Here is a 23,939-nt window from a genome sequence, read left to right as displayed (position 1 = left end):
ACCAGGACGAGGGGGCCCGTCGGCGGCCTCACTCGCGGTTGTGCGGGCGGCGTCGCACCCATGCTCGGATCGTGTCGGCGTACCAGCGTGGTTGACCGAACGAGGTGACCACGTCGGGGGCGGGGAGAATGCCCTGGCGTCGGTAGGACTTGACGGTCTCCGGCTTGACGCCGATGTGCGCGGCGATCTCTCGGTAGGACCACAGGTCAGCGGAGCTCATGGGGGGCCTCCTCCGTCGGGCGCGGAAACTGCTGGAATCCAGCGTTTTCCGGCCCAACGAGGGGAAGCTCCCGCCATCGGTGCCTGTGGGCGTTCTGTGACGGTTTCGAGGCGGGAAACGGATAAAGAATCCCGGTTCGGCACTGTCTCTTCGAGAAGGGGGCGCTACGCCCAGAGCTGGCCCTGGAGTGCCTCGACGGCTTCTTCCGTCGTCTCTGCGGTGTAGATGCCGGTCGACAGGTACTTCCAGCCGCCGTCGGCGACGACGAAGACCACGTCCGCCCGCTCCCCCGCCTGCGCGGCCTTGCGCGCGACGCCGATCGCCGCGTGCAGGATCGCCCCGGTGGAGACGCCCGCGAAGATGCCCTCCAGCTGCAGCAGCTCGCGGGTGCGGCGCACGGCGTCGGCCGAGCCGACGGAGAAGCGCGTCGTCAGCACCTGGGCGTCGTAGAGCTCGGGGACGAAGCCCTCGTCGAGGTTGCGCAGGCCGTAGACCAGGTCGTCGTAGCGCGGCTCGGCGGCGACGATCTGCACGCCGGGGACCTTCTCGCGCAGGAATCGGCCGACGCCCATCAGCGTGCCGGTGGTGCCCAGCCCGGCGACGAAGTGGGTGACGGTCGGCAGGTCGGCCAGGATCTCCGGGCCGGTGCCGGCGTAGTGCGCGCCCGCGTTGTCGGGGTTGCCGTACTGGTAGAGCATCACCCAGTCCGGGTGCTCCGCCGCCAGCTCCTTCGCGACGCGGACGGCGGTGTTGGAGCCGCCCGCCGCCGGGGACGGGATGACCTCGGCGCCCCACATGCGCAGCAGCTCGCGCCGCTCCTCGCTGGTGTTCTCCGGCATCACGCAGACCATGCGGTAGCCCTTGAGCTTGGCCGCCATCGCCAGCGAGATCCCGGTGTTGCCGCTGGTGGGCTCCAGGATCGTGCAGCCGGGGGTGAGCCGGCCGTCCGCCTCGGCGCGCTCGATCATGTGCAGCGCGGGACGGTCCTTGATCGAACCGGTCGGGTTGCGGTCTTCCAGCTTCGCCCACAGGCGTACGACACCCGCCTCGTTGCCCGGCACGCCCGCGCTGATGCGCGGCAGGCCGACGAGGGGGGTGTTGCCGACGGCTTCGAGGGGGGTGTCGTACTTCATCTCAGCGCGCGCCGCCCGCGACGGCGGGCAGGATCGTCACGTTGTCGCCCGCGGCGAGGGCGGTGTTGATGCCGGCCAGGAAGCGGACGTCCTCGTCGTTCAGGTAGACGTTGACGAAGCGGCGCAGCTCGCCGGCGTCGACGAGGCGCTCGCGCAGGCCGGGGTGGCGGGCGTCGAGGTCGCTGAAGAGGGCGTCCAGGGTGTCGCCGCTGCCCTCGACGGCCTTGGCGCCGTCGGTGTAGGTGCGGAGGATGGTCGGGATGCGGACCTCGATGGCCATGGCTGCACTCCAGGGTGGGCTCGTGGGAGAAGACGAAAGCAGGCAGGAGGCGTCGCGCGGCGCGGGGCGCGCGGCGGGATTGTGTTGCGGCGCGTTACGGAGGGTGGCGGCTGCGGCAGGCTCAGACGGCGCGACAGATGGCGCTGGCAAGGCGGCACAGGTCGACGTGCAGCCGCGCCACGAGGCGGATGCCGGGCGCGTGAGTGCTCATGTCGACGGAACGCATGGGGTCATCGTATAGATTCCCGCCCCCGAAAGGGGATCCCTGTCCCACTGGACGGACGTTTTCGTCTCGCATACCGAAAACGCGAGGGGCCCGACGCGCCGCGCCGGGCCCCTCCGTCGGCCTCACGCGGCGGCGTCGACGACCTCGACGTCTTCCTCTGTGATCACGCCGTCCACAATGCGGAACGAACGGAACTGGAACGGACCCTCGTCGTTGCCGCAGTCGGCGGTGGAGACGAGTACGTAGTGGGCGTTCGGCTCGGACGCGTAGGAGACGTCGGTCCGCGAGGGGTACGCCTCGGTGGCCGTGTGCGAGTGGTAGATCACGACGGGCTCCTCGTCGCGATCGTCCATCTCCCGGTAGAGCTTGAGCAGGTCACCCGAGTCGAACTCGTAGAAGGTGGGCGAGCGCGCGGCGTTGAGCATGGGGATGAATCGCTCCGGCCGCCCGCTGCCTGCCGGCCCGGCGATCACGCCACAGGCCTCATCGGGGTGATCGGCCCGGGCGTGGGCGACGATCGCGTCATGCAGTTCGCGGGTGATGGTCAGCATGGCCTTAAGAATAGGCAGCCGAGAAGTTGCACTCTCCAGGGGCGCGGGGAACTGCGCGAGCAACCACCCGGTGCGGATGGACCTGCGCGTTCGGATCAGCAGCTACGTGGGTGGCTTGTCGCGCAGTTCCTCGCGCCCCCAGATAGTGCAACGAACCCCAGTCAGCTCATCAAAACGTCGAGCAGCGATTCCTGGAGCCCTCCGAGCCACAGGTACGCCATCACCAAGGGCTTGCGCTCGTCCTCGTCCGGCAAGGAGTAGAGCGAGTCGTCGTCCTCGTCCACCTCCAGCCGGCTGCCCAGCGTGAGGCGCAAGTCGTTCAGCGCGCCCAGCGCGCGCCCGCAGCCCGCCGCGTCGAGCTTGATCACCGGCCGCCCGCGCCGGTCAAGCTCCGCGCCGTCCAGCGCGCGGACCAGGGCGAGCGCGTCGTCGCGCTTGCGCGCGCGCAGGTCGTTCTCGGTGAAGCGGCGGAACTCCGCCGACTGCTCGTCCGCGTCCGGGCCCGAGGCGTACGCGTCGGGGAAGAGGCGCGCGAGAGCCGGGTCGGTGGGGGCCTCGCTCGGGCCCTCCGCGAACAGCGCAGCCAGCGGATCGTAGTCCGCGGCGGACTCGTCGCCGGCCGGTCCCGGGCCGATCAGTTCCAGCATCTGCACGACCAGACTGCGCAGAATGGAGGCCTCGACCGGGTCGAGGGTGAGCTGCGCGCCGCCACCGTGGGCGCGCTTGAACAGACCGGTCATCGATCGCCCGTCACTTGTCGTGCTGCAACGTGGCCCACAGCCCGTAACCGTGCATCGCCTGGACGTCCCGCTCCATCTCCTCGCGGGTACCGCTGGAGACCGTGGCACGCCCCTTGTGGTGCACGTCGAGCATCAGCTGACGGGCCTTCTCCTTGGGGTAGCCGAAGTACGCCTGGAAGACGTAGACGACGTAGGACATCAAGTTAACAGGGTCGTTGTGGACGATCGTCACCCACGGCACGTCGGGGTCGGGCACCTCGAAGGGCGCCGATTCCGACTCCGTGCGCTCGATCTCCACCGGCGCGACGCTCACGGCTGGCACTCCTCTTCGATCCGCTGATGCACCCACCATGCTGCCATCCGGGCGATCGTGAAGCGATCCGGGGGCCGTCCGGGTGATCATCGTCGGGAGAAATCGTCAAAGTGACGAGTATTCGCGGTACGATGATGTGCATGGATGCTGCACCGGCGTCGACCGCCCTGCTGACCGACCGCTACGAGCTCACCATGCTCCAGGCCGCACTGCGCAGCGGCGCGGCGCATCGGCACTCGGTTTTCGAGGTGTTCACCCGTCGGCTGCCCGAGGGTCGCCGCTACGGCGTGACCGCCGGGACCGGCCGGGTACTGGACGCGGTCGAGAACTTCCGCTTCACCACGCCCCAGCTGGACTGGCTGGCCGACCAGCGCGTCGTCGACGAGGACACGCTGCGCTGGCTCGCGGACTACCGCTTCACGGGCAACATCCGCGGCTACGGCGAGGGCGAGTGCTACTTCCCCGGCTCGCCGCTGCTCGTGGTCGAGGGCAGCTTCGCCGAGGCGGTGATCCTGGAGACGACGATCCTGTCGATCCTCAACCACGACTCGGCCATCGCCGCGGCCGCCTCCCGGATGTCCGCGTCCGCCGGGGACCGGCCGATGATCGAGATGGGCGCCCGGCGCACCCATGAGGCCGCCGCCGTCTCCGCCGCGCGCGCCGCGTACGTCGCGGGCTTCGGCAGCACCTCCGACCTGCAGGCCGGCTTCCAGTACGGGATCCCGACCAGCGGCACCGCCGCCCACGCGTTCACCCTGCTGCACGACACCGAGCGGGACGCCTTCACCGCGCAGATCGAGTCGATGGGCCGTGGCACCACCCTCCTGATCGACACCTACGACGTGGGCGAGGCCGTCCGCACCGCGCTCGAGGTGGCCGGCCCCGACCTGGGCGCGGTCCGGATCGACTCCGGCGACCTGCTGATGCTGGCCCACCGGGTCCGACGCCAGCTGGACGAGCTGGGCGCGGTCAAGACCCGGATCGTGGTCACCAGCGACCTGGACGAATACGCCATCGCCGCGCTCGCCTCGGCCCCCGTGGACGCCTACGGCGTCGGCACCTCGCTGGTCACGGGCAGCGGGCAGCCGACCTGCTCGATGGTCTACAAGCTGGTCGCGCGCGGCACGTCCACCGACCCGGACTCGCCGCTGGTGCCGGTCGCCAAGCGCTCGGCCGGCGCGAAGGCGAGCCGGGGCGGCCGCAAGTGGGCCGCGCGGCGGCTGGACGCGGAGGCAGTGGCGGAGGCCGAGGTCGTCGGCACCGGTGAGGTGCCCGGCACCCTGCGGGAGAGCCTGCTCCATCGGGAGCTGGTCAGGGAGGGCGAGATCGTCGGTCGCGAGCCGCTGGCCGAGGCACGCGTCAGGCATCTCCGCTCACGCGGCCAACTTCCACTGTCGGCAACACAGTTGTCGAAGGGCGACCCGGTCATCCCGACCGAGTACCTGGAGGGCTGAGCGGGGGGCGGTCGCGGCGCGTGTCAAGCGGTACTCGCTACCTCTCGCGCAACACCCCGCCCCTCCCTACGCTGCTTGCAACAGACTGCGACACCGTGAAGACATCGCGTCGAGGAGAGTCACCGCCATGCACCGCGCACTGATCATCGTGGACGTGCAGAACGACTTCTGCGAGGGCGGCAGCCTGCCCGTCGCCGGGGGCGCGGAGGTGGCTGCCGCGATCACCGATCTCGTGGCCGAGAGCACGTCCGGCTACGACCACGTGATCGCCACCCGCGACCACCACATCGACCCCGGTCCGCACTTCTCCGCCCATCCGGACTTCCGCGACAGCTGGCCGGTGCACTGCGTCGCCGGCACCGAGGGCGTCGGCTTCCATCCGAACTTCGCTCCGTCCGTCACCTCGGGCGCGGTCGAGGCCGTCTTCGACAAGGGCGCGCGAGCGGCGGCGTACAGCGGCTTCGAGGGCGTCAACGAGAACGGCGTCGGGCTGGGCGACTGGCTGCGGGCCCACGCCGTGTCCGAGGTCGACGTCGTGGGCATCGCGACCGACCACTGCGTGAAGGCGACCGCGCTGGACGCGGCGCGCGAGGGGTTCACCACCCGCGTGCTGCTGGATCTGACGGCAGGTGTGGCGAAGACCACGACGGAGACCGCGTTGATCCAACTGCGGGAGGCCGGGGTGGCCTTGACCGGGACTCCAGTGGTTCTGGCGGGCTGATCGGAGAGGATTTCGACGCGGGTCCGAACGAGGTCTCGTGATCCCGTGCGCCCCCCTGTGCTCCGGGTGCTGAGGTTAGCCTGGGCTGACCGGCACATGCACGGGGTATCTGCCGTACGAACAGCTTTGTCCCCGCTCGACCCTCCCCCGGCGGGCCCCGATTGTTCCGTGGCGTGGCCCGCAGTCCCGAAGCGAAGGACGGAACAGCCATGCCACGACTGACCCCCTCTCAGCTGGGCCTCGGCACGCTCGCCGTGGTCGGCCCGACGGTCGCCCTGCTGGCCCTCTCCGGCGCGCAGGGCGTGCTCACGATCACCCTGCTCGTCCTGGTCGGCCTCACCCTCGGCACCTTCGCCGCGACGCGGCGCGGAAGGACGCGGGTCCCGGCCGGCTCCCGCGTCGTCGCGCAGGGCAGCCCGCCTGCGGTCGAGTCCATCCCGGAACGCGAGCGGGTCAATCACTGACCCGAGCGAACTCGAACAGACGGCGCGGCGCCCCCTGCCCGGGGCGCCGCGCCGTGTCCGTGGGGTACCGATGGTCTGGCGTCGGCTCAGATCGCGTCGACGACGACAGTCTTGGCGGCCTTGTCGTGCAGGCACTGCCGGTACGGCTGGTCCCAGGTGCACCAGAGGGCGTCCACGATCTGCCAGCCACAGCAGAGGATGGCGGGCAGGTCCCACACCGCCGCCCGCGTCCACCCGCTCTTCTCGGTCGGCGCGGAGCCGTCGGCGAGGTTCGCGACACGGATCTTCATGACCTTCTTGCCGACGGTCTGTCCACCGGCACGCGTCAGCATCAGGCCCTCGTAGAGGAAGGCCGCGAACAGCGACACCACCTGGGCCATCACGCTCAGGCCCTGGCGGTCGTGGCTGTTGGCCACGGCCGCGATGATCGACAGCGGGACGGCGACGATCAGCAGGATCAGGTAGTCGATGATCCGCGCGAGGAGCCGCTTGCCCAAGGCGGCGAGCGGCGGCATGCCGAGGGCCGTGTCCGTCGGGCCGGGAGCGCTGTAGTAGGGCTGGCCGCCTCCCCCGCCCTGCGCGGCATACGGGTTGGCGTAGGGGTCCGCCGGCGGACTGTCGTACGGGGAGCCTCCGTACGGTGAACCGCCCGAGCTCGGCCGGTCCTTGTCGAAGGAGGGCGGCGTCGGCTCGCCCGCGGGCTCAGGTGTCGTCATAGACAGGAGTCAAGCATTCCGATTGCACGGTTTGTCGGATCTTGGGGCGTTTCCTGATGATTGACTGGCCGCCCGCTCGCGTCAGCGCTTGGCCACGAAGGTGCGGGACAGCTTGTCGTGCCAGCTCTGACGCAGACGCCGGTCGGCGGCGCAGGGGACCAGCTCCAGAACGCCGACGAGGAGGAAGACGAAGGTCTGGCACAGAGCGGTGCGGAGGAGGGCGCTGCCGAGGGACGGGCGGGCCTTCGTCCGGGCGTCGAGCACGGTGAGCCCGAAGCTCGCCTTGCCCAGCGTCCGGCCCCAGACGGCGGTGGGGATCGCCTCGTAGAGCACGCCGACGGCGAGCAGCGCGCCGAGCAGGATGCCGGCGTCCGCGAGCACGGTTCCGTCGACGAGCCAGACCGTCTGCGGGACGCCGCTGGCGCGGGCCAGGTCGATCCGCGCCTGCAGATGGGCGACGACCCGCTGTACGAGCACGACGCCGAGCACGCCGACGAGCGCGTACGCCACCAGCGTGTCGATGAGCCTCGCCCCGATCCGCGGCCCGAGCAGCGCGGGCCTCACGGCCCGCTGCCGCCGCGGCCCCGCGCCGCCGCGGGCGCCGACCCCTGCGGACGATCGCGACGAGCCGCCGGGCTCCCTCTCGCTCTGCGTCGCGGCGCCGCCCGCCGGAGGCGCGCCGTTCAGCGACGGAGCCCTGTCCTCTGCCCAACCCGGGCGGGGAGCGGAGGTGCCAGGGGCGACACCGACCCCAGGCGCCGACCGGGCTTCACCGTCCGCCCACCCAGCGGCCGTCCGCCGCTCGCTGGGCGCAGCAGCACCGCCCGCGCCGGAGGCGTGCAGGCCCTCGGCAACTCCAGGACCCGCGCGATGCCCGGCGGCACCAGGGCCAGCCAGACCGGCTCCCGGTGCCCCCTGCGCAGCACCGTCCGCCCACCCGACAGCCGCCCGCCCCGCGCCGGCCGCGGACGCGGGGGCACGATACGAGGCACCGGGCCCCGCCGCGCCAACTTCACTGCCCGACCCGGCGGCGCCGAAGGCCGGCACGCCTGGGGCAACCCCCGAGCCCGTGCGATGCCAGGCCGGGTCGGCTTCCGCCACCAGCGGGGCCTGGCCGTCCACCCATCCGTCAGCCACCCGCCCCGCGCCGGGCGCGACACCCGCCCCGGCGGGGCCGGACCCGTGCTCCGCCCACCCCGCGGCCGACCGCTGCCCGCCGGGCGCGGCACCGCCCGTCAGGGCGCCGGAGGCATGCAGGCCCTCGGCAACTCCAGGAGCCGCGCGATGCCCGGCGGCACCGGGGCCCGCCAGACCGGCTCCCGATGACGGCTGAACCTCACCGTCAGCCCATCCCTCAGCCGCCAGCGGGGTGTCCGCCGTCCAGGCGAGGTCGGGGTGGCGGGGGGTGCCGGGGGTCGGGGTGGTGGGGAGGCCGGACGCGGGTGGCGTGGGGGCGGGAGGGAGCGGCGATTCGTAGTGGGAGGCGGGTGGGAGCTGGGCGCGGCGGGTCTGGGTGAGGGCGAGCCGGAGGGCGGAGGCCAGCTCCTCGTCGGCGTCGGCCTCCGGCGTGCCCGGGGTGACCGACGCGCGCGCGGCGGGCTCGGGCACTCCCCAGGAGACCCAGCGCGGGACGGCGTCCGTCTCCAGCAGGCCGCGCTGCGACTCGGGCGAGGCGCCCCAGACGGACGGCGGGCCCTGCGGCTGGTCGCCGATGGACGCCACCGGCTCCGGAAGGACCAGCGCCGCCGCGCCCGTCTCGTCGAGGAAGACCGGCCCCGTTTCCTCCACCCCGTGCCGGGAAGGAGGCGGCGGCGGAGCCACCTGCACGCCGCCGCCCCGCGAGCCCGACCTCGGCGGCGGCGGCATCGGCGCGCCGTCCACCGGCGCGGGCCGCGCGCTGCCGGGCGTCCACACCTGGCCGTCCCAGTAGCGGACGAAGCCGGGGATCGAAGGGTCTGGGTAGTAGCCGGGCGCGGGGCGCTCCGCGGGGGGCTGAACGGTCATTGGGTGCGTTCCCGCTTCGTCGCTGCTCGTGTCTGGGGTCGGCGGCGGGCAAGGCCCGGGCGCCGTCCGAACACGACGCGTCCTCACCGCGTCACAAAGCGTAGTACCGCACCCCCGGAACTCACGCGAAAAACCTCGCAAACCACTGTAAGAGGCGGGACCGACCGCGCTCTCTCCCTGTGAAACGCCCGCACCGCGAGCAGAGAACGAGAAGGGGAGTGCCGACCATGGCCGCCGCAGACCACCGCAACGAGCACCACGACGAGCCGACCGCCCACGCGTGCGTTCAGCAGGAGCTGACGGTGCAGCTGGTGCTCTCGCCCGAGCGAGGCGTGCCGGTACCGGCCCTGCTGATGTACTGCGCGGACGACCCCTACGCCGTCCACGTCACCTTCCACCTGGGGCAGGACTCCCCGGTGACCTGGGTCTTCTCCCGCGAGCTGCTGGTCGAGGGCGTCTTCCGCGCCTGCGGCAACGGGGACGTCCGGATCTGGCCGACCCGCGTCGGCGGACGCGCCCTGCTCTGCCTCGCGCTGAGCTCGCCCGCGGGGGACGCGCTGCTGGAGGCCCCGGCCGCGCCGGTCGCCTCCTGGCTGGAGCGGACGCTGCGACTGGTCCCGCCCGGCACGGAGGCCTCCGTGCTCGACGTGGACGCGGCCCTGGCCGACCTGCTGGGCAGTTCCTGACCGAAGCGCTTCGTCCCCCGCCTGGCCTCTTCTCAGCCCCGCGCGCCCGCGCGGGGCCGCTCGCGCGCAGCGGTCCCGCCCCACACGGTCCCCGGCGCACCGGGCCCGGCGCCCAGCCGACGCCGCACCCGCAGGGCGACGAACGCCAGGAAGGCCAGTCCGTACAGCGCGTACACCGACGCCATCGGCTGCAGATACGCAGGAACGTTCACCTTCGTCCAGCTCCGGTGCGGGACCGCCCACATCGCGAAGGAGCAGAACGCGAAGCCCGTGCCCAGCCTCAGCAGCCACCACCGCCGGCCCGGCCACCCGGGGACGCCCCGGCGCCGCTCCGCCGACACCTCCGCCGCGAGCAGGACCATCAGCGGCACGCACCACACCCAGTGATGCGTCCAGCTGATCGGCGAGATGAGCACCATCGTCACGCCCACCGTCACCACCGACCAGGCCCGCGCGCGCGGCATCCCGCCGCAGCGGCGGTCGATCAGCACGGCGGTCCCGAGGCCGACGACGACGGTCAGCGCCACGAGCGCCATCGTCGAGAGCCCCGTGTGCGTGCTGCTCAGCAGACGGTCCACCAGGCCGCGCAGCGACTGGTTGTCGACGATGAACTCCTTGCCGACGCGCGTGGTGTCGTAGAGCTCCTTCGTCCAGAAGTCCCAGGTCGCGTGAGGCAGCACCAGCAGCCCGAACAGCACGGTGGACGCCCCGGCCGCCGCCGCCGTCGCGGCCGCCCGGTAGCGGCGCGTGAGCAGCAGATAGAGCACGAAGAAGCCCGGCGTCACCTTGAGCCCGGCGGCCAGGCCTATGGCGATGCCCTTGCGGCGGCAGCTGTCGGGCAGCGTCAGGTCGTAGAGGACCAGGGCGAGGATGAGCAGGTTGATCTGCCCGTAGCGCAGCGTCGTCCAGACCGGTTCCAGCCAGACGCCGAGGCCGGTCACCAGCATCACCGCGGCCGGGCGCAGCGGACGCCTGGGCCAGTCGGCGAGCTTGCAGGACAGGTACGCGACGACCGCGAGCTGCACCAGGTTGACGCTGGTGACCACGACCCGCAGCGCGCTCACCGAGAGCAGCGCCACCGGCGTGAAGAGCATCGCCGCGAACGGCGGGTAGGTGGCGGGCAGCGACGCGTCGCCGTCTATCACGCGCAGCTGGTAGAGGTCCTGGCCGTGCAGCACGGCCCTGCCCTCGGCCTGGTAGACCAGCGCGTCGATCATCGACACGTGGGCGAAGTGCCGCAGCACCGCGTAGGCGAGCAGGGAGCCGAGCCCCACCAGGCCCGCGATGATCGTGGTGCGACGTGGAGCCTCGCGCAGGGTGTCCCTGACGTCCCGGACGACCCGCGCAGGGCTGATTCCTCTACTGACCCTGGCCACGCAATGCTCCTTCTCCGCCAACCCTGCGTGACACTAATCGAAGACCACGCTCCCACACATGACGAAGGCGGAGCCAGCTCGGGTTCCCCCGATCCGCGCTCCGCCTCCGACCTGCGGGTTTGGGTCAGCCGGTGTAGGCGCCGAACGCCTTGGTGAAGGCCAGCGGCGACTGAACGATGCTGCTGCAGGTCGCGTCGGCGTAGGTCTTGGCCCCGCCCGAGCACTCTGCGTCACGCGTCGCGGACCACATCGACAGCCAATCGAGGTGCTTGCCCGAGGCGAACTGCGCCAGCTGCGCGGCGTCGGCGACGCCGAAGACCTCGTCGCTGGTGTCGTTGACGCCGATCATCGGGGTGACCGCCACGTGCTTCCACGCGGTGGCGTCGTCCCAGCCGAAGATGCTCTTGACCTGCGCCTGGGTCGCGGTCGCGGAGTCGATGGCGTACTGGCCCATCTTGCCGCTCGGGCTCGGCGCGGCCCAGTCGCCGAAGTCCATGGCCATCACGTTGACGGCGGAGACGGAGACGCCGGCGGTCTTGGCGCCCTGGAGCAGGTCCGTCCCGGACTGGACCAGGCCCGAGGGCAGCACCGGGAGCGTGAACGAGACGTCCAGGGTCTTGCCCTGGGCCCGGGCCGTCGCCTGGAGCTGCGCGATGGCCTGGTTGCGGCGCGCGATTCCGGCGGTGTCGCTGGCGGCGGCGCCCTCGACGTCGAAGTCGATCTTCGTCAGACCGTAGGCGTCGATCGCCTTCTGGTACGCGGCGGTGAGCGCGCTCACGCTGGTGCAGGAGTCGGCGAGCTCGGTGCCGTTCGCCCCGCCGAAGGAGACCCTGACGTCCCCGCCGAGCGCGCGCAGCGCGCCTATCTGGCCGGGCACGCCGTCGTTGGTCAGCGCGGTGACGCCGCCCCACTTGGGCGTGCAGCTGCCGCCGTCGACGATGAAGGCGAGGTTGAAATTCTTCACGCCCGTCGCCTTGGCGGTGGCGACCATGTCGTAGGCGGGGTAGAGGGAGGTGTCGATGTACGGCGAGAAGCCGGCGCCGGAGGCGCTGCCGGTGCTGGTTGCCGTAGGCGTGGGAGTGGGGGTGGGCGTCTTTGTCGGGGTGGCCGTCGGGGTCGCCGTCTTGCTCGGGGTGGGCACGACGGTCGGCGTGGGGGTGCTGGTCGTCGGCTGGCCGGACGGGGTCGGCGCGGTGCCGGTGGAGCAGTCGGCGCCATTGATGGTGCAGTTCACCGGCGCGCCAGAGCCCTGGACGACGAAGCCCACGACGGCGTGCTGGCTGGACGCGAGGGTGCTGTCCCAGTTGGCGGGGGTGACCGTGACGTGCTGGCCGCTGGCGGTGTAGCTGGCGTTCCAGAGCGAGCTGATGCTGGCGCCGGCCGGCAGGTCGAAGCTCAGCTTCCAGTTGCTGATCGTCCCAGAGGTGGGGTTGCTGACGTCGTACTGACCGCTGTAGCCGTTCCCCCAGTCGCTGGTGGTCGAGTAGACGGCGCCCACGCTCGCCGCGTTCGCTCCTGCGGCGAGCGCGACGGCGCCGCCGCCGGCGAGTACGACGGCGACGGCGGTCGCCCCCAGCAGGGCGCGACGGCGCGGACGGCGGCGGGATCGGCGGGCGTGGTTGGTCATGCGGGAGTACCTCCACGGTGCGGTCGGGGAAGCGAGGTCCGCGCGGCGGCACCCCTGTGGGGAAAGAGGGGAAGCCCACCGGCTGACGCCGGGTCACCACCGCCGCGCGATCCGTCGTCCGCGACGCTAGCCCCTCACCGGGGACGGATTGAGCCTGCTCAGACGGAGGTAGTACGCACTTAGGACCCCGTTAAGGAAGAACTCGCTCCGCATCTGACCGCGGACAGCCAGTTGCAACCCCACAGACGCGACAGGTCACGACGGAGGGCCCGTTGCACCATCAGGGGCGCGAGGAACTGCGCGACAAGCCACCGGCATGCGGATGGTCCTCAACGCGCAGGGCCATCCGCACAGGGTGGTTGCTCGCGCAGTTCCCCGCGCCCCCGGAGGGTGCAACTGGACGCGCGCGTCAGCGAGCGGCGCGGGCGCGGCGGGGGCGGCGTTGGGGCGTGGTGAGCGGCTGCAACAGGAGACGGACGCGGATTTCCGTGCCGCCCAGCACGGATCCGCCGATCGCCACGTCGCCGCCCGTGCCCTCGGCGACCCTGCGGACGATGTCGAGGCCCAGGCCGGTCGAGCCCTCGCGTTCCGCGCCGACGCCACGCCGCAGCGCCGACTCCGGGTCGGCGATGCCCGGGCCCGCGTCCGAGACCAGGACGATGACGCCGTCACCCGTCTCGTGCACGTCGATCGCGAACGCAGTGCCCTGCGCCGTGTGCCGGAACACATTGCCGAGCATCGCGTCCAGCGCCGCCCCCAACTCTGCCGCAGCGACCGGCACCCGCACCGGGCGCTCCGCACCCGCCAGTTGCCAGGGCCGGTCCTCGTCCTCCGCCAGCGCGGACCAGAACTCGGCGCGGTCGCGGATGACCTCCGCCGCGTCGCAGGCCACCGGGTCCGCGCCGGTCGCCGTCTGTTCGACGCCACGCCCGCGCACCGCACGGATGATCTGGTCGACCTCGCGTTCCAGCTGCGCCACCGCGTGCCGGGTCTGGTCCGCGGCGACGCCCTGGCCGAGCGACGCCGCGTTGAGCCGCAGCACCGTCAGGGGCGTGCGGAGCCGGTGCGAGAGGTCGGCGGCCAGCTCACGTTCCGCCGCGACCAGGCGGACCACCCGGTCCGCCATCGCGTTGAACGCCTCGGCGGCTTCGCGCAGCTCCGGCGGGCTGCCGTCCGCCTGTGGGACGCGGACCGCGAGGTCGCCGCCGCCGAGCGCGCGGGCCGCGTTCGCGAGCCGGCGCGCGGAGCCGACGATGCGCGTGCCGAGCCGGTCGGCGACCGCGACCGAGATGAGCACCAACACGATCGCGACGCCGCTCAGCACCAGCCACGCCGAGGTGACGCCCCTGGTCAGCGCGGAGTCGGGGATGTAGACCTCGATCACGGCCACCCGGCCGTCGCTCACCGCGACCGGCTCCAGGTAGGCGAACCCGCCGTTCACGCCGATGGTTCCGCTGCGTCCGTTCGCCGCCGCCGCGACGACCGCGCTCTCGCTCGCCCGCTCTGTTCCGACGACCGCGAAACCGCCGCCACTGCTACCGCTACCGCCCGCCGCCTGCGGCAGGTGAATGGCGATCAGTCCGGCCGCGCCGTCCTGCGAGCTGGCGAGCGCGCGGCGCAGCGCGTTCTGGTCGGTGGTGATCGCGAGCGCCGGGCCGACCGTCGCCGCCTGCCGTTCCGCTGCGGTGAAGGCGCGCTCGCGTGCGCTGTCGCGGACCATCAGGCCCAGGGGGATCAGGAAGGCCAGCGCCACCATCGTGGTGACCGCGACGCAGACCTTGAAGAGGGCCCACCTCACAGCGCGTCCACCGGGACATCGAGCCGGACGCCGACCCCGCGCACAGTGTGCAGGTAGCGCGGGCGGGACGCCGTCTCGCCGAGCTTGCGGCGCAGCCAGGACAGGTGCACGTCGATCGTCTGGTCGGTCCCGTACGGCTGCCGCCAGACCTCCGCGAGCAGTTCGCGCCGCGAGACGACCACGCCGGGGCGGCCCGCCAGGTACGAGAGCAGGTCGAACTCGCGGCGGGTCAGATCGAGTTCGTTCCCGTCCAGAACCGCCTCGCGCCGCTGCAGGTCGATCCGCAGCCCGCCGGCCTGAAGCAGCTGTCCGCCCGCGCCGCCCGCACCGGCCCGGCGCAGCACCGCCGCCATCCGGGCCGCGAGGTGCTCGGCGGAGAACGGCTTGACCAGGTAGTCGTCCGCGCCGTCGTTGAGCAGGCGGATGATCTCCGCCTCCTCGTCGCGGGCCGTGGAGATGATGACCGGGGTGTCGGTCAGCCCGCGGATCATCTTCAGTGCCTCGCCGCCGTCGAGGTCGGGCAGGCCGAGATCGAGGATGACCAGATCGCAGCCGACCTGCGCGACCTCGCGCAGCGCCTCCAGCGCCGTGCCCACGCTGCGGACCGAGTGACCGGCGTCGGTGAGGTGACGAATCAGGGCAGAACGAACAAACGGATCGTCCTCGACCACAAGCACTGTTGCCATGGCGGTGACGCTACGCCATAAGGGGTAATCGCCAGTACTACTGGGGCGGCATACTGGCTCCGTGCGAAGAGAGCTGGTACAGGCAGCCGCGTGGGCAGCCGCGACCGGGGCGGCCGTCGGGGTGTCCTGGTACGGCGTCCACCGCGTGCTGGGCGACGACGGCTACCACCAGCCGACCGCCCTCGCCCTCTCCGTCGCCGGCTCCGGCTCGGGCACTCCGTCCCCGCTGCCGCCGGCCATCGGCAGCGCGACTCAGATCCCGGCCCCATCCGCCGCGCACCACAGCGCGACCGCGACGCCCGGACACCCGCACTCGACCACCCCCTCCCCGACCCCGGCCTCGCCATCTGGGTCGGCCTCCGCTTCGGCCTCCCCCTCCGGCGACGTCAAGAGCTACACGCCCCAGGGCGGCCGGGTCGCCGTCTCGATGAGAGCGAGCTCGGCGAACCTGGTCTCCGCGACGCCGGACAGCGGCTGGTCGATGCACGTCTACACGGGCGACCAGTGGCTCCGTGTCGACTTCACCTCCGGCTCCACCGACTCCGCGTTCTACGTCACCTGGAACGGCCACCCTCCGCTGGTGTCGACCTGGGTGTCGCCGCAGTAGCCAGGGTTCAGAACAGCTTGCCCGGGTTCATGATGCCCAGCGGGTCGAACACCGCCTTGACCTGCCGCTGGAGCTCCAGCCCGACCGGGCCGAGCTCGCGGGCCAGCCACTCCTTCTTGAGCAGGCCGACCCCGTGCTCGCCGGTGATCGTGCCGCCCAGCTCCAGGCCGAGCGCCATGATCGCGTCGAAGGAGGCCCGCGCCCGCGCGGACTCCGCCTCGTCCTTGGCGTCGAAGACGACGACCGGGTGGGTGTTGCCGTCACCGGCGTGCGCGCAGACGCCGATCGTCAGCTCGTAGTCGCGGCCGATCCGCGCGACGCCGGCCAGCATCTCGGCCAGCCGGGTGCGCGGCACCGCCACGTCGTCGATCATCGTCGTGCCCAGCCGGTCCAGCGCCGGCAGGGCCAGCCGCCGCGCCTGGAGCAGCAGTTCGGACTCGCCGCTGTCCGAGGCCGGGACCACCTCCGTGGCGCCCGCCTCGCGGCAGAGCTCGCCGACGGCGGCCAGGTCGGAGGCCGGGTCCAGGCTGTCGAAGCCGACCAGCAGCAGCGCCGCCGTCGAATCCGGCAGGCCCATCTGCGCCATCGCGTTGACCGCGCGGACGGTGGTGGTGTCCATCAGCTCCATCAGCGAGGGCACGTGCCCGGCCGCCATCACCGCGCAGACCGCCGTGCAGGCCTCGTCCGTGGACGCGAACTCCGCCGCCAGCACCAGCTGCGGCGGCGGGGCCGGGCGCAGGGCGAGGACCGCGCCGACGACCACACCCAGCGTGCCCTCCGCGCCGACGAAGAGCCGGGTCAGGTCGTAGCCGGCCACGCCCTTGGCGGTGCGGCGGCCGGTCCGCAGCAGCCGGCCGTCCGGCAGCACGACGTCGAGCCCGAGCACGTACTCGGCGGTGACGCCGTACTTCACGCAGCAGAGCCCGCCCGCGCCGGTGCCGATATTGCCGCCGACCGTGCACGACTCCCAGCTGGACGGGTCCGGCGGATAGCTGAGCCCGTGCCGGGCCGCGGCGCGCGAGAGATCGGCGTTGATCACGCCGGGCTCGACCACGGCGATCCGGTCGACCGGGTCGAGCTCCAGGATCCGGTTCATCTTCACCAGCGAGAGCGCGATGCAGCCCGCGACGGCGTTGGCCGCCCCCGACAGCCCCGTCCGTGCCCCCTGCGGCACGACGGGGACGCGCAGCTCGGTCGCGGTTCGCATGACGTGCTGGACCTGCTCGACCGTCTCGGGGAAGACCACGGCCGCGGGCACGGCGGACTCGCAGAAGCCCGCCATGTCCTGCTGGTAGGCGGCGGCGACATCCGGATCCTGCACGACGGCGGCCTCGGGCAGCCCCTCGCGCAACCGGTCGACGAGATCGCTCATTCGCCTGTGCTCATTCGGCTCTGCCCCCTCGGCGTGGGGTTCGTCCCCACCTCTACATCTTCGCCGGTTTGCCCGGTCCGTACAGCCAGGTCGCGAAGAGAGCGTCGAGGTTCTTGTTCGAAACGTTCGCGCTGAGCGCCTCGAAGTCGGCCGTGGTGGCGTGGCCGTGCCGGTGCTCGGCGGTCCAGCGCTTCAGGATGGTGAAGAAGGCGCTGTCACCGACGGCCTCGCGCAGCTCCTGCAGCGTCATCGCGCCGCGTGCGTAGCTCGGCTCGCCGAAGAGGTGGGCGAGGCCGCCCGGGTCGCCGGCCGGGTTGGCCCAGAGCGGATCGGTGGCGGGCAGCGCGTAGAGCGCGGCGAGCCGCTGGTGCGTGCTCTGGCCGCCGTGGGCGGCGCCCCAGAGCCACTCGGCGTAGGTGGCGAAGCCCTCGTTCAGCCAGATGTCCTTCCACTGCGTCACCGTGACCGAGTCGCCGAACCACTGGTGGGCGGTCTCGTGCACCAGCGTGTCGACGTCCGGCGCCTCGTCGTAGACCGGGCGGGTCTGCGCCTCCAGCGAGTAACCGATGCTCTTGGCGTGGGCGACGATCGCCCCGGCCGCGTCGAAGGGGTAGGGACCGAAGGTGGCCGAGGCCCAAGCGATCACGTCGGGCAGCTGGTCGAGGACGGGCCCGGCGTCGGCGACCTCGGCGGGATCGACGGCGGTGTAGACGGGCAGCCCGCCGGGCGTCCAGTACTGCCGCACGTCGAAGCGCCCGACGCTGGCGGTCGCGAGGTACGCGGCCATCGGCGCGGACTCGTGCCAGCCGAAGGTGCTCCGGCCGTCGACCGTGCGCTGGCTGCGCAGCACGCCGTTGGAGACGGCGGTGTAGCCGGCCGGAACGGTGACAGTGATGTCGTAGCTGGACTTGTCGGACGGGTGGCCGTTGCAGGGGAACCAGGTCATCGCCCCCTGCGGCTCCCCGGCGACGAAGGCGCCCTGTTCACCCGGCAGGGCGATCCACCCGTCGGGCGACCCGTCGGCGTCGGTCACCGGCTGCGGCTTGCCGCCGTAGTCGACGGCGATCTCGAAGGTGGCGCCCTTGGCGACGGTGCGGCCGAGGGTGATCTGGAGCTCTTGGCCGTTCCGGCTCCAGCTCACCGGCTGCGCGTCCACGGTGACGCGGTGGACGTCGAGCCCGAGCAGGTCGAGGTCGAATCCGGCGAGGTCCTGGATGGCGACGGCGGAGAGGACGGCGGAGCCGTCGAGGTGCGCGGTCTTGGGCTGGTACGAGAGCGTGAGCGCGTAATGGCGCACGTGCAGCCCGCCGTTGCCGGCGAGCGGCAGATAGGGATCCCCCACCCCTGCCGAGCCCATCGCGCCGGGCGCGGTCGACGAGACGGGGGTGGCTGCCCCGAGCAGCCCGCCGCAGGCGAGGATCGCGGCGGCGGCGAGAATCAGACGGTTCGTCACCTGACCAACGGTAATTTCGACACACCGTCAGTCGCCTGTGGAAGTAGCCCAAAAGGTGACCGGGATCACATGGGACACCTTTTGGGCGGCGAGGAAGTTGCACTATCCAGGGGCGCGAGGAACTGACCCCCGCCTCTACAGGTTGCCGCGGCGGTCCTGCTCGCGCTCGATCGCCTCAAAGAGCGCCTTGAAATTGCCCTTGCCGAAGCCCATCGACCCGTGCCGCTCGATCATCTCGAAGAAGACCGTCGGCCGGTCCTGCACCGGCTTCGTGAAGATCTGCAGCAGGTAGCCGTCCTCGTCCCGGTCCGCCAGGATCTTCAGCTCGCGCAGCTCGTCCAGCGGGACGCGGGTCTCGCCGACCCACTCCCCCAGCGTGTCGTAGTACGTCTCCGGCGTGTCCAGGAATTCCACGCCGGCCTCGCGCATCGCGCGCACCGTCGCGACGATGTCGTTGGTCGCCAGCGCGATGTGCTGGACGCCGGGGCCGCCGTAGAACTCCAGGTACTCGTCGATCTGCGACTTCTTCTTCGCGATCGCCGGCTCGTTCAGCGGGAACTTCACCTTGCGGGTGCCGTCGGCCACCACCTTGGACATCAGCGCCGAGTACTCGGTGGCGATGTCGTCGCCCACGAACTCCTTCATGTTCGTGAAGCCCATGACCCGGTTGTAGAACGCGACCCACTCGTTCATCTTGCCGAGCTCGACGTTGCCCACGCAGTGGTCCACCGCCTGGAAGAGCCGCTTGCCGGAGGCGACCATCGGCTCGCGTGCGACGAAGCCCGGCAGGTAAGGGCCGTCGTAGCCGCTTCGGTCGACCAGGGTGTGGCTGGTCTCGCCGTAGGTCGCGATCGTCGCTAGCACCACCGTGCCGTGCTCGTCCTTGAGCTCGTGCGGCTCGACCAGGGCCTTCGCGCCGTGGGCGACCGCGTGCTCGTAGGCGTGCCGGACGTCGGGGACCTCGATCGCCAGGTCGATCACACCGTCGCCGTGCGCGGCGACGTGCGCGGAGAGGAAGCTGCCCCGCTCCGTCGTCGCCTTGATCACCGAGGTGAAGACGAAGCGCGCGCCGCCGGAGGTCAGCACGTAGGTCGCGGTCTCGCGCTCGCCCGTCTCGGGGCCGGCGTAGGCGACCAGGCGCATACCGAAGGCCGTGGAGTAATAGTGGGCCGCCTGCTTCGCGTTGCCGACTGCGAAGACGATGGCGTCCATGCCCTTGACCGGGAAGACGTCGGTCTGACTGCTCATGGTGGTGCACCTCCGTGGGTGGAGCCCGTTGCGCGTACCGTCTCCCCGATCCACGAGCTGCGCAACCATGCCCCACATCGCTGCGCAAGCTGTACAGCTCACCCCCTACGGGCGGGCCTCAGCTGCGCAGACTGCTCACTTCCCTCCATTCTCTCCTTCGGATGGACCGGATGGCGGTGTCAGCAGTGCGGGACAGCGCCGGCCCCGGTCTGCATGGCCTCCAGCGCCTTCACCGCCTGGTCCAGGGTGTCCACCGGCACCAGGCGCAGGCCCTTCGGGGTGTCCACCTGGGCGTCCGAGCACTCGCCGCGCGGGACCAGGAACACGGTCGCACCGTCGGCTGCCGCGGCCTTCGTCTTGAGTGCGACGCCGCCGACCGCGCCGACGTCCCCGTTGCCGCTGATCTCACCGGTTCCGGCGACGACCTGGCCGTTGGTCAGGTCCCCGGCGGCACCGGCCCGGCCGGTGCCGTTGCCGCTGAGCTCGTCGATGATCCCGAGGGTGAACATCAGCCCGGCGCTGGGCCCGCCGACGTCGGCGAGCTTCAGCTGCACCCTGACCTGCGAGGCGGGGATCCCGAGGTAGCTCAGCGCGGCCGTGGTCGCGGCCTGCTGGGAGTCGTTCATCGCCTGCTGGTTGGTCGCGTTGACCTGCGACAGGGACTGGCCGGCCGGGTAGATCGAACCACGCGGGACGACCGCCCGGTTCGGGTCCCACCAGGCCTGGGCCACCTCGGCGATGCGCGGGCTGTAGTTCGGCAGGGTCGCCGCGATGGTGGTCATCCGGAGCTGGCCGTCCGTCTGCCGGGTGGGGTGTCCGGTGATGCTGATCACCTCGGCGCCCTGGTAGCTCCCCAGGGTGTTCACCGAGATCCCCGGCGTGAGCACCGTGTAGGGCAGCGGCACGACCGCGGCCACGACGATCGGAGCGGCGACCGCGGCGGCGCAGAGCGCCAGCCGGGCACGACGCGGGGCGAGCCACGACAGATAGGAGGACACGCCCGAATTCTAGGCAGACTCCCGAGCGGTCTAACGCAACGCCTCCGAGACTTCGGTCGCCGCCTCGGCGACCCGCGGGCCGACCCGCTCCGGAGCCAGGCCGGACAGCATCAGCACACCGACGCAGCCCTCGATCCCGCTCAGCCCCAGCAGCGGCGCAGCAGCGCCGCTCGCGCCGGAGCGCTCCTCCACCTCGGTCACCCACCCCGGCTCGGGCTGCTGCCCGTAGCGGAGCTCCCGGGCTTCGAGGATCGCGCGGCCGGCCGCACTCTCGGCGAGGGGGTGACGCACACCGGTGCGGTAGGCGACGTGGAAGTCGGTCCAGCTCGGCTCGACCACCGCCACGACCAGCGCCTCGCTGCCGTCCACGAGGGTCAGGTGCGCGGTCGCGCCCAGGTCCTCGGCCAGCCCGCGCAGGGCGGGGAGCGCGGCCTCGCGCAGCAGCGGGTGGACCCGGTGCGAGAGCCTGAGCACGCCGAGGCCGACGCGGGCGCGCCCGCCGACGTCGCGGCGGACCAGGCCGTGCTGCTCGAGGGTGGCCAGGAGCCGGTAGACGACGGTCCGGTTGACGGCCAGGCGCATGGCCAGTTCGGTCACGGTCAGGCCGCGCTCCGAGTCGGCGAGCAGCTTCAGGACGCGCACGCCGCGGTCGAGCGTCTGCGATGTCTCAGCGGTCACGACGCGTGCCTCCTTCCGCCTGCCTGAAAATCCGAGGTGAGTGCGAGGACCGTATTGACGTTGCACCGCTCTGCGGAAGTACCTGTCCAGATTTCGGTCACCATTCGTTATGAGCGGAGAGCCGGCGGAGAGCAGGCGGAGAGCGAGCGGACGGCGGGGAGGCGACCGAAACTCGGCGGGAAATGGGCGAATCAGAGCGTTCCGGGCATCCTTCGACCCCCTTCGTGGAACGGCAGTCGTACGATCCTTCGCCGAGCCGGGAGTCCGAGTGCCGATGCACCCCAGCAAGCCTCGTCCTGGCCGGTCCGCCCGCGCCCCGCTCTCGCTCGCGCTCGTTGCCCTGGTGCTCGGCGGCGGTTACGCCCTGCTCGGCGCGCCGGGCGCGCTCCAGGGCGGCGCGAAGGCCTCCGCAGCACCGGCGAACCCGAGCCCGCCTCCGAGCCCGCCTCCGAGCGCCTCGCCCTCGCCGCACGCGACACCGATCGTGCAGCGCGGCGACGGAACCTTCAGCTACGCCTCGGGCTGGACGGGCGTGGTCGGACACGGCAGGCTCTACCGCTACAGGATCGCGGCGGAGAACGGGATCGGGGTCCGCCCCGCCGACTTCGCGGCCCAGGTGGACGCGATCCTCGACAACACCGAGCGGGGCTGGAGCGCGGGCGGGCAGTTCGCTTTCCAGCGGGTCGCCTCGGGCAGCGCGGCCTTCACCGTCTACCTGGTCTCGCCGCGGACCGCGATCACCACGTGCTGGAACCTGATCCACCTGCACGTCAACGAGTACGGCGGAGTCAACTGCAGCAACAACGGCGACGCCGTCGTGATGAACATGAACCGCTGGATCAATCTGACCGGCTACTACTCAGGAAAGCCCGACCTCTACCACGCGCTGGCGATCGACCACGAGGTCGGCCACTCGCTGGGCCACGGCCACGTCGGCTGCCCCGGTCCCGGCCGGCCCGCGCCGGTGATGATGCAGCAGATCAAGGGGCTCTACGGCTGCGTGATCAACGGCTGGCCGTTCAGCTCCGACGGCCGCTACCTCACCGGCCCGCCCACGCGCTGATCGTGGCTCATCGCCGAGCGCCCGCCTGAGGGCCTGTCAGCTGGCAGCTGTTAGCTGTCAGCCCAGCCGCAGTAGGCCCTCGCGGACGGCGGTGGCGACCGCCGCACCCCGCGTGTCGACGCCCAGTTTGGCGTAGATGCTGGCCAGATGGCCCTTCGCGGTCGCCTCGCTGATGTAGAGGCGCGCGGCGATCTTACGGTTCGGCAGCCCCTCGCCAAGCAGTTGCAGCACCTCGACCTCGCGGGAGGAGAGTGCAGGCGCACTGCTGCGGACGCGGCGCAGCACCCGGCGTACCGCCGTCGCGCCGAGGACGGTCTCGCCGCGCGCGGCGGCGCGGATGCCGGCCAGCAGGGCCTCCGGGTCGGTCTCCTTGCCCAGGAAGCCGACCGCTCCCGCGTCGATCGCGGCGAAGATGTCCTGGTCGCTGTTGTGGCCGCTGAAGACCAGCACGGCGGGCGGCTCGTCCATCGCGTCCAGCCGTCTGACCAGGTCGAGACCGCCGGCCGTGCCCTGGCCGAGATCGAGGTCGAGCAGGACGACGTCGGGGCGTTCGTGCGGTTCGGCGCGCTCGAGGAGCTGAAGTGCCTGGCCGACACTGCCGGTTTCAGCCACGAGCCGGAGATCGTACTGATCCTCGATCAATACCCGCAGGCCAAGGCGGATCGCGGGGTGGTCGTCGACGACCAGAACGCGCACGGCGGCGTCGGCTTCCGGTCCTCGCGCTGCCACTGCCGCATCAACTCCTCGCCGCTGTTTCCGGCTCAAGTGTAGGGGGCAGCCCTCTGGGACGGGGTACGAATGGTTGGTTTGAGCCACTTACCAGGTGAGATCGATGATTGTCCAGGTTCGATCGGCTGGTTTTTCTGCACCCTTTCAGTCCGATTTGATCCCTCCGGAGGGGGGATGAACCCACCGTGACCGATCAGAAATGATCAGGATCATGACCGGTCGTCTTCTCGACCGGAGCGCTCCGCGCACATCAACGGGCTGCACGACGGGGGGAATCCGTCCGGCACCCCTCCCCGGCCTTCGGGCCGGGGACAGTTCTGGAAAGGTACGGACAGACGTAATGAACAGCACGCTGCGTGGCCAGATCATGATGGAGCTGGCCACCCACGCCGGAGTCAGCTTCCAGGTTCCGGTCCGGCTCACCTTCAACCGGGTCACACCCTGGGCGATCCAGCTGACGTTCTTCCTGCCGGGCGACGAACCGGTGCAGTGGACCGTCTCCCGCGAGCTGCTGCTGGACGGACTGAGCGATGTCGCCGGGGAGGGCGACATCCAGGTCCGCCCGCTGGAGTGGCAGGACGGCGAGCTCGTGGCCATCACGCTGCGCTCGCCGGAGGGCGAGGCCGAACTGATCGCCCCGCTCGTCGCGCTGCACGCCTTCCTGCTGCGGACGGACATGCTGACGCCGTTCGGCGAGGAGTTCACCGACGAGTGGCTCGACCGGGGGATCACCCGCCTGCTGACCGCCGAGTCGCGCCGCTAGGCGCTGCCCGGGGCGCCGCCCGACCGCAGGCCT

26 protein-coding genes are annotated in these 23,939 nt (G+C 71.7%); 7 read left to right on the top strand and 19 right to left on the bottom strand.

Features of this window, described 5'->3' with window-relative positions; all coding sequences use genetic code 11:
• Positions 1 to 28: 28 nt before the first annotated feature.
• The 7 genes from ABIA32_RS22165 to clpS all read right to left on the bottom strand — a co-directional run bounded on the left by ABIA32_RS22165 (position 29) and on the right by clpS (position 3,502).
• Complete coding sequence (locus tag ABIA32_RS22165) at positions 29 to 220, bottom strand: helix-turn-helix transcriptional regulator (RefSeq protein WP_370098152.1); 192 nt, start codon at positions 218 to 220, stop codon at positions 29 to 31.
• 164 nt (positions 221 to 384) lie between these two features.
• Positions 385 to 1,353 carry a PLP-dependent cysteine synthase family protein gene (locus tag ABIA32_RS22160; RefSeq protein ID WP_370098150.1) on the bottom strand — a complete coding sequence of 323 codons (969 nt, stop codon included), beginning with the start codon at positions 1,351 to 1,353 and terminating at the stop codon, positions 385 to 387.
• A gap of 1 nt (position 1,354) precedes the next feature.
• Positions 1,355 to 1,633: a MoaD/ThiS family protein gene (locus ABIA32_RS22155; RefSeq protein ID WP_037605375.1), complete on the bottom strand. Its 279-nt coding sequence runs from the start codon at positions 1,631 to 1,633 to the stop codon at positions 1,355 to 1,357.
• Positions 1,634 to 1,754: 121 nt separating this feature from the next.
• Positions 1,755 to 1,859 carry a putative leader peptide gene (locus ABIA32_RS22150; protein WP_370098146.1) on the bottom strand — a complete coding sequence of 35 codons (105 nt, stop codon included), beginning with the start codon at positions 1,857 to 1,859 and terminating at the stop codon, positions 1,755 to 1,757.
• A 122-nt stretch (positions 1,860 to 1,981) separates the two neighbouring features.
• The gene (locus tag ABIA32_RS22145) at positions 1,982 to 2,410 is read right to left on the bottom strand and encodes a Mov34/MPN/PAD-1 family protein (protein ID WP_370098143.1); all 429 of its coding nucleotides are present in this window, start codon (positions 2,408 to 2,410) and stop codon (positions 1,982 to 1,984) included.
• A 161-nt stretch (positions 2,411 to 2,571) separates the two neighbouring features.
• Positions 2,572 to 3,150, bottom strand: coding sequence for a DUF2017 domain-containing protein (locus ABIA32_RS22140; protein ID WP_370098140.1), 579 nt, complete (start codon positions 3,148 to 3,150; stop codon positions 2,572 to 2,574).
• A gap of 10 nt (positions 3,151 to 3,160) precedes the next feature.
• Complete coding sequence (gene clpS / locus ABIA32_RS22135; RefSeq protein WP_370098137.1) at positions 3,161 to 3,502, bottom strand: ATP-dependent Clp protease adapter ClpS; 342 nt, start codon at positions 3,500 to 3,502, stop codon at positions 3,161 to 3,163.
• A gap of 101 nt (positions 3,503 to 3,603) precedes the next feature.
• Here clpS and ABIA32_RS22130 point away from each other — a divergent pair, with 101 nt between their 5' ends.
• The 3 genes from ABIA32_RS22130 (at position 3,604) to ABIA32_RS22120 (ending at position 6,102) form a co-directional block, all read left to right on the top strand.
• Positions 3,604 to 4,917 carry a nicotinate phosphoribosyltransferase gene (locus tag ABIA32_RS22130; protein WP_370098135.1) on the top strand — a complete coding sequence of 438 codons (1,314 nt, stop codon included), beginning with the start codon at positions 3,604 to 3,606 and terminating at the stop codon, positions 4,915 to 4,917.
• A 127-nt stretch (positions 4,918 to 5,044) separates the two neighbouring features.
• On the top strand, positions 5,045 to 5,638 hold the full coding sequence (locus tag ABIA32_RS22125) for an isochorismatase family protein (RefSeq protein WP_370098132.1): 594 nt from the start codon (positions 5,045 to 5,047) through the stop codon (positions 5,636 to 5,638).
• Between the two features lie 209 nt (positions 5,639 to 5,847).
• Positions 5,848 to 6,102 carry a hypothetical protein gene (locus ABIA32_RS22120; RefSeq protein WP_370098129.1) on the top strand — a complete coding sequence of 85 codons (255 nt, stop codon included), beginning with the start codon at positions 5,848 to 5,850 and terminating at the stop codon, positions 6,100 to 6,102.
• An 86-nt stretch (positions 6,103 to 6,188) separates the two neighbouring features.
• Here the strand turns inward: ABIA32_RS22120 and ABIA32_RS22115 are convergent, their stop codons facing one another.
• Positions 6,189 to 6,818, bottom strand: a complete 630-nt coding sequence (locus ABIA32_RS22115; RefSeq protein WP_370098127.1) for an RDD family protein — start codon at positions 6,816 to 6,818, stop codon at positions 6,189 to 6,191.
• 81 nt (positions 6,819 to 6,899) lie between these two features.
• A complete protein-coding gene (locus tag ABIA32_RS22110; protein ID WP_370098124.1) occupies positions 6,900 to 8,822 on the bottom strand; it encodes an RDD family protein in 1,923 nt (640 codons plus the stop codon).
• 227 nt (positions 8,823 to 9,049) lie between these two features.
• On the opposite strand from ABIA32_RS22110, the gene ABIA32_RS22105 reads away from it, so the two are divergent.
• Positions 9,050 to 9,508, top strand: coding sequence for an SsgA family sporulation/cell division regulator (locus ABIA32_RS22105; RefSeq protein ID WP_370098121.1), 459 nt, complete (start codon positions 9,050 to 9,052; stop codon positions 9,506 to 9,508).
• Positions 9,509 to 9,540: 32 nt separating this feature from the next.
• Here the strand turns inward: ABIA32_RS22105 and ABIA32_RS22100 are convergent, their stop codons facing one another.
• The 4 genes from ABIA32_RS22100 to ABIA32_RS22085 form a co-directional block, all read right to left on the bottom strand.
• Entirely contained in the window at positions 9,541 to 10,884 is a 1,344-nt protein-coding gene (locus ABIA32_RS22100; RefSeq protein WP_370098118.1) for a glycosyltransferase 87 family protein, read from the bottom strand.
• Positions 10,885 to 11,008: 124 nt separating this feature from the next.
• Complete coding sequence (locus ABIA32_RS22095) at positions 11,009 to 12,511, bottom strand: cellulose binding domain-containing protein (protein WP_370098115.1); 1,503 nt, start codon at positions 12,509 to 12,511, stop codon at positions 11,009 to 11,011.
• A 409-nt stretch (positions 12,512 to 12,920) separates the two neighbouring features.
• Positions 12,921 to 14,309 carry a sensor histidine kinase gene (locus tag ABIA32_RS22090; protein ID WP_370098113.1) on the bottom strand — a complete coding sequence of 463 codons (1,389 nt, stop codon included), beginning with the start codon at positions 14,307 to 14,309 and terminating at the stop codon, positions 12,921 to 12,923.
• Positions 14,306 to 14,995, bottom strand: a complete 690-nt coding sequence (locus tag ABIA32_RS22085; RefSeq protein WP_370098110.1) for a response regulator transcription factor — start codon at positions 14,993 to 14,995, stop codon at positions 14,306 to 14,308. The genes ABIA32_RS22090 and ABIA32_RS22085 overlap by 4 nt, the downstream gene beginning before the upstream one ends.
• Positions 14,996 to 15,056: 61 nt before the next feature.
• On the opposite strand from ABIA32_RS22085, the gene ABIA32_RS22080 reads away from it, so the two are divergent.
• Positions 15,057 to 15,602, top strand: a complete 546-nt coding sequence (locus tag ABIA32_RS22080) for a hypothetical protein (protein WP_370098108.1) — start codon at positions 15,057 to 15,059, stop codon at positions 15,600 to 15,602.
• Between the two features lie 7 nt (positions 15,603 to 15,609).
• Here the strand turns inward: ABIA32_RS22080 and ABIA32_RS22075 are convergent, their stop codons facing one another.
• The 5 genes from ABIA32_RS22075 to ABIA32_RS22055 form a co-directional block, all read right to left on the bottom strand.
• The gene (locus tag ABIA32_RS22075; RefSeq protein WP_370098105.1) at positions 15,610 to 16,974 is read right to left on the bottom strand and encodes an FAD-binding oxidoreductase; all 1,365 of its coding nucleotides are present in this window, start codon (positions 16,972 to 16,974) and stop codon (positions 15,610 to 15,612) included.
• A gap of 52 nt (positions 16,975 to 17,026) precedes the next feature.
• Positions 17,027 to 18,427 carry a M1 family metallopeptidase gene (locus ABIA32_RS22070; protein WP_370098102.1) on the bottom strand — a complete coding sequence of 467 codons (1,401 nt, stop codon included), beginning with the start codon at positions 18,425 to 18,427 and terminating at the stop codon, positions 17,027 to 17,029.
• A gap of 135 nt (positions 18,428 to 18,562) precedes the next feature.
• Positions 18,563 to 19,675 (bottom strand): 4-hydroxyphenylpyruvate dioxygenase, encoded by a 1,113-nt coding sequence (gene hppD, locus ABIA32_RS22065; protein WP_370098099.1) that lies wholly within the window; start codon positions 19,673 to 19,675, stop codon positions 18,563 to 18,565.
• Between the two features lie 179 nt (positions 19,676 to 19,854).
• Positions 19,855 to 20,673, bottom strand: coding sequence for a S16 family serine protease (locus ABIA32_RS22060; RefSeq protein ID WP_370098097.1), 819 nt, complete (start codon positions 20,671 to 20,673; stop codon positions 19,855 to 19,857).
• Between the two features lie 30 nt (positions 20,674 to 20,703).
• Complete coding sequence (locus ABIA32_RS22055; RefSeq protein ID WP_370098095.1) at positions 20,704 to 21,351, bottom strand: IclR family transcriptional regulator; 648 nt, start codon at positions 21,349 to 21,351, stop codon at positions 20,704 to 20,706.
• A 274-nt stretch (positions 21,352 to 21,625) separates the two neighbouring features.
• On the opposite strand from ABIA32_RS22055, the gene ABIA32_RS22050 reads away from it, so the two are divergent.
• Positions 21,626 to 22,414 carry a DUF3152 domain-containing protein gene (locus tag ABIA32_RS22050; protein WP_370098092.1) on the top strand — a complete coding sequence of 263 codons (789 nt, stop codon included), beginning with the start codon at positions 21,626 to 21,628 and terminating at the stop codon, positions 22,412 to 22,414.
• A gap of 57 nt (positions 22,415 to 22,471) precedes the next feature.
• Here ABIA32_RS22050 and ABIA32_RS22045 read toward each other — a convergent pair whose 3' ends face one another.
• Positions 22,472 to 23,110, bottom strand: a complete 639-nt coding sequence (locus ABIA32_RS22045) for a response regulator (RefSeq protein ID WP_370098349.1) — start codon at positions 23,108 to 23,110, stop codon at positions 22,472 to 22,474.
• Positions 23,111 to 23,483: 373 nt separating this feature from the next.
• Here ABIA32_RS22045 and ABIA32_RS22040 point away from each other — a divergent pair, with 373 nt between their 5' ends.
• Positions 23,484 to 23,906, top strand: coding sequence for an SsgA family sporulation/cell division regulator (locus ABIA32_RS22040; protein ID WP_370098089.1), 423 nt, complete (start codon positions 23,484 to 23,486; stop codon positions 23,904 to 23,906).
• Positions 23,907 to 23,939: the final 33 nt, after the last annotated feature.

Source organism: Streptacidiphilus sp. MAP12-20 (assembly GCF_041262525.1).
Lineage (GTDB): Bacteria > Actinomycetota > Actinomycetes > Streptomycetales > Streptomycetaceae > Streptacidiphilus.
This window is presented reverse-complemented; position numbering and strand designations above follow the sequence as displayed.